This is a genomic window from Streptomyces sp. NPDC048349 (genome assembly GCF_040651925.1).
GTDB lineage: Bacteria > Actinomycetota > Actinomycetes > Streptomycetales > Streptomycetaceae > Streptomyces.
Genome location: NZ_JBEZLA010000082.1, coordinates 23,229 through 27,133, shown reverse-complemented (window position 1 = coordinate 27,133; position 3,905 = coordinate 23,229). Strand labels below are relative to the sequence as shown.

Annotated in this window: 6 protein-coding genes and 1 pseudogene; 3 read left to right on the top strand and 4 right to left on the bottom strand. The window is 70.6% G+C overall.

What is annotated here, in order from left to right:
* The 3 genes from AB0D44_RS30855 to AB0D44_RS30845 form a co-directional block, all read left to right on the top strand.
* On the top strand, positions 1 to 95 hold a 95-nt coding region (locus tag AB0D44_RS30855), incomplete at its 5' end, for an adenosylhomocysteinase (RefSeq protein ID WP_351650166.1).
* A gap of 103 nt (positions 96 to 198) precedes the next feature.
* The gene (locus tag AB0D44_RS30850) at positions 199 to 1,752 is read left to right on the top strand and encodes an acyl-CoA carboxylase subunit beta (RefSeq protein WP_362597049.1); all 1,554 of its coding nucleotides are present in this window, start codon (positions 199 to 201) and stop codon (positions 1,750 to 1,752) included.
* A gap of 76 nt (positions 1,753 to 1,828) precedes the next feature.
* Positions 1,829 to 2,110, top strand: coding sequence for a hypothetical protein (locus tag AB0D44_RS30845; protein WP_362597046.1), 282 nt, complete (start codon positions 1,829 to 1,831; stop codon positions 2,108 to 2,110).
* Between the two features lie 110 nt (positions 2,111 to 2,220).
* Here the strand turns inward: AB0D44_RS30845 and AB0D44_RS30840 are convergent, their stop codons facing one another.
* The 4 genes and pseudogenes from AB0D44_RS30840 to AB0D44_RS30825 form a co-directional block, all read right to left on the bottom strand.
* The gene (locus tag AB0D44_RS30840) at positions 2,221 to 2,382 is read right to left on the bottom strand and encodes a flavin reductase family protein (protein ID WP_362597054.1); all 162 of its coding nucleotides are present in this window, start codon (positions 2,380 to 2,382) and stop codon (positions 2,221 to 2,223) included.
* A gap of 20 nt (positions 2,383 to 2,402) precedes the next feature.
* Entirely contained in the window at positions 2,403 to 2,717 is a 315-nt protein-coding gene (locus tag AB0D44_RS30835; RefSeq protein ID WP_362597043.1) for a helix-turn-helix transcriptional regulator, read from the bottom strand.
* Positions 2,714 to 3,101 (bottom strand): annotated as a pseudogene (locus AB0D44_RS30830) (type II toxin-antitoxin system RelE/ParE family toxin). Before AB0D44_RS30830 ends, AB0D44_RS30835 begins: the two are co-directional and overlap by 4 nt.
* Before the next feature lie 275 nt (positions 3,102 to 3,376).
* Complete coding sequence (locus tag AB0D44_RS30825; RefSeq protein WP_362597041.1) at positions 3,377 to 3,883, bottom strand: flavin reductase family protein; 507 nt, start codon at positions 3,881 to 3,883, stop codon at positions 3,377 to 3,379.
* Positions 3,884 to 3,905: the final 22 nt, after the last annotated feature.

The window sequence follows — 3,905 nt, the reverse complement described above, 5'->3', positions numbered from 1 at the left end:
TGGGCGTCAAGCTCACCACCCTGCGTCCGGAGCAGGCCGAGTACATCGGCGTCAAGGTCGAGGGCCCGTACAAGCCCGACCACTACCGCTACTGACGGTCCCGCACCACGGACACCCGCGTTCCAGCCGGGCTCGAGAGCCCGGCCGGATCCTGGGACGTTGGGAACGGGCCACTTGAGCAACGGCGAGGAGAGTCAGTTGGAGAGTCTGCGGGAGCGCGCCACGGAGCTCGCGGCGATACGGGCCCTGGCCGTGGCCGGACCGGGCGAGCGGGCGACGGCCGCGCAGCACGCCAAGGGCAAACTGACCGCTCGCGAGCGCATCGGGATCCTCTTCGACGAGGGCTCCTTCTGCGAGGTGGAAGGCCTGCGCAGGCACCGTGCGACGGGCTTCGGCCTGGAGGACAAGAAGCCCTACACCGACGGTGTGGTGACGGGCTGGGGCACCGTCCACGGCCGCACCGTGTTCACCTACGCGCACGACTTCCGCATCTTCGGCGGTGCGCTGGGCGAGGCCCACGCGGCGAAGATCCACAAGCTGATGGACCTCGCGGAGGCGGCCGGCGCCCCGATCGTGGGCCTGTGCGACGGCGCCGGCGCCCGCATCCAGGAGGGCGTGACCGCCCTCGCCGGGTACGGCGGCATCTTCCGGCGCAACGTGCGCAACTCCGGGGTGATCCCGCAGATCTCGGTGATCCTGGGCCCGTGCGCCGGAGGCGCCGCGTATTCGCCGGCGCTCACCGACTTCGTGTTCATGGTGCGCGGCACCTCGCAGATGTTCATCACCGGGCCGGACGTGGTCCAGGCCGTCACCGGCGAGGCCGTGTCCATGGAGCACCTCGGCGGCGCCGACAGCCACGGGGCGGTGTCCGGCGTGGCCTCGTTCGTCTACGACGACGAGCGCAGCTGCCTGGAGGACGTGCGGCACCTGCTGTCGCTGCTGCCGTCCAACAACCGCGAACTGGCTCCGGCCGGCGACCTGGACGACCCGGCGGACCGCCGCAACGACAGGCTGCTGGACCTCGTCCCGGCGCGCCCGACGCAGGGCTACGACATCCGCGAGGTGATCGAGGAGATCGTCGACCACGGCGACTACTTCGAGGTCCACGGCCAGTGGGCGCGCAACATGGTCTGCGCGCTGGCCCGCCTCGGCGGCCGGCTCGTGGGCGTGGTGGCGAACCAGCCGTCGTACCTGGCGGGCGTGCTGGACATCGGCGCCTCGGAGAAGGCGGCGCGGTTCGTACAGTTCTGCGACGCCTTCTCCATCCCGCTGGTCACCCTGATCGACGTGCCGGGCTTCCTGCCGGGCGTGGACCAGGAGCACCAGGGGATCATCCGCCACGGCGCGAAGCTCCTGTACGCGTACTGCAACGCCACGGTGCCGCGGATCAGCCTGGTCCTGCGCAAGGCGTACGGCGGCGCGTACATCGTGATGGACTCCAGCTCGATCGGCGCGGACGTGGCCCTGGCCTGGCCGTCGAACGAGATCGCGGTGATGGGCGCGGAGGGCGCAGCGAACGTGATCTTCCGCAAGGAAATCGCCGCCTCCGCCGACCCCGAGGCGACCCGGGCGCAGCGGATCAAGGAGTACCAGGCGGAGCTGATGCACCCCTACTACGCCGCCGAACGCGGCCTGGTGGACGACGTCATCGACCCGGCCGAAACCCGCTCCCGCCTGATCGCCACCCTCGACATGCTGGCCGCCAAGAACGCAACGCAGCCGAGCCGCAAGCACGGGAACCTGCCGCTCTGAGCCCGGACGGGTGTCCGTCCGGCCCGGTCGCTGGCCGGTAGGCCGTAGGCATGACATCCGAACTACTGCGGATGTCATGCCTACGGCCTACGAGGACGTGCCCTTCAGCGAACTGCTCCACCATCCCGCCGCGACCATCCGCAGGCTCGACGCCGTCCGCGCGCTACGGCTGCGGCGCCGCGACGCGGGGGATCTCGCCCTGATGCGCATCGACCAGAGGGAGCGGGACGCCTCCGTCGTCGACTTCACTTCACGGCTGCTGGCCGGGCTGGTGCGGTACCAGGGCGGCACCGCCACCCTCGGCCCCGCGTCCGGCAGGGACGAGGACGGCTGGAACGCCTTCCTCACCATCGGATAGCCGCCAGTCACAGCAAGCCCGCAACGCAGTGGAGCCGGGACGGGGGTCACCCGTCCCGGCTCCACGTTTGTCCGCGCCCGCCCGGCGGGTTGCGCCGAGGGGGCGTGGGGTCAGGTGGCGGTCCTGAAGGCCCGCTGGTACCAGAGCAGCGGGCGGCCCGAGCCCGCCAGGCGCACCTCCAGGACGCGGCCGACCAGCAGGTCGTGGTCGCCCAGGGTGATCCGGTCCGCGAGCGCGCAGCGCAGGGCGAGTGCGGCGAGGACGTGCGGCAGGCCGGGTATCGGGAGACCGCTCAGGCCGCTTGGTGGTGTGGGGTGAGCTCGATGGTCAGGTCGGCTTCGAGGGCGCGTGCCAGGCGTCGCAGGAGAGGGATGGTGGGTACGGTGCCGCCGCCTTCGATCCGGGAGATCTGGGGCTGCTTCATCCCGCAGCGTTCGGCGAGTTCGGTCTGGGACAGGCCCAGGGCCGTGCGCCGGTCGTACACCAGCTGGCCGAGATCATGGGCTAGTTCGGCCTCCTCGTACAGGCGGTCGTATTCGGTGTCGTTCTCGACCGCTTCGCCGAGGAGCTTGCGGTGGCGGCGGGTCTTCCACTCGGCGTGGTTCATCGCAGTTCCTCCTTGATCGGGCGGCTGTAGATGTCGTGTTCGGTGGCCGGCGCGTGGCTGGCCTCGCATGCGGCCTGAACAGCGTGGGCGCGCTCCACCTCTGCCGTCTCGCGCATCTTCGTCTTGCGGAAGACGGTCAGCAGTACGACACGACGGTCGGGGGGCGAGCCAGTAGGTGATGCGCTGAGTGTTGCTGCCGAGGTCGAAACGCAGCTCACGGAGCTTGCCGCCGAGGTGGCGGGTGTAGGGCTCGCCGAGGGTGGTTGCATTCTCCGCGAGGCGGTCGACCTTCTGCTCGGCTATCACGTAGTGGTGGGCGGGTAGGTTCTCCAGCCAGAGGCGGACCTCGGGCTCGATCTCGATGGTGTACCGCTCACCGGTCATGGCTTTAATGCTATATGGCTCAGATGTTATACGCCAGGTTCCTGCAGGAGTCCGGGGGATGAGCCAGTGGCTCTACCAAGGCGGCACCGCCACCCTCGGGCCCGCGTCCGGCAGGGACGAGGACGGCTGGAACGCCTTCCTCACCATCGGATAGTCACCAGCCAAAGCAGGCACTATGCGAGACCGCAACGCAGTGGAGCCGGGGCGGGGATCACCCGGCCCGGCTCCACGTTTGTCCGCGGTCGCCCGGCGGATCACGCCGGGCGGCCGCGGGGTCAGGTCGCGGTCCGGAAGGCCCGCTGGTACCACAGCAGCGGCCGGCCCGAGCCCGCCAGCCGGACGTCCAGTACCCGGCCGACCAGCAGGTCGTGGTCGCCCAGGGTGATCCGGTCCGCGAGCGCGCACCGCAGGGCGAGCGCGTCGGGCACGTGCGGCAGGCCGGGGCTGTCCGGCCACTCCTCCAGCGGCGCACCGGCGAACCGGTCGACGCCGCTGGTGGCGAAGCGGCCCGCGAGGTCGCGGTGCTCGTCCCCGAGCACGTTGATCACGAACTCGGGGACCTGCGTCAGCGCCTCGTGGCAGCTGGAGGTGTGCGCGATGCCGACCAGCACGAGGGGCGGCTCCAGTGACACCGAGGTCACCGCGCTGGCGGTGAACCCCCAGGGCTGACCCGTCGCGTCACGCGTGGTGACCACGGTCAGCGGCGCCGCCAGCAGGGACATGGCTTCCTTGAAAGTCGCCCCGTCGACGGCGGGCCACTTCTCTTGCAGTTGGGTCGGCATGAACACTCCGTCCGTGGTGGGG

Bases quoted from the DNA above. Each gene is read 5' to 3' on its own strand.
- AB0D44_RS30845 (WP_362597046.1), top strand. From the start codon at position 1,829: ATGCCTACGGCCTACGAGGACGTGCCCTTCAGCGAACTGCTCCACCAT.
- AB0D44_RS30835 (WP_362597043.1), bottom strand. From the start codon at position 2,717: ATGAACCACGCCGAGTGGAAGACCCGCCGCCACCGCAAGCTCCTCGGC.
- AB0D44_RS30825 (WP_362597041.1), bottom strand. From the start codon at position 3,883: ATGCCGACCCAACTGCAAGAGAAGTGGCCCGCCGTCGACGGGGCGACT.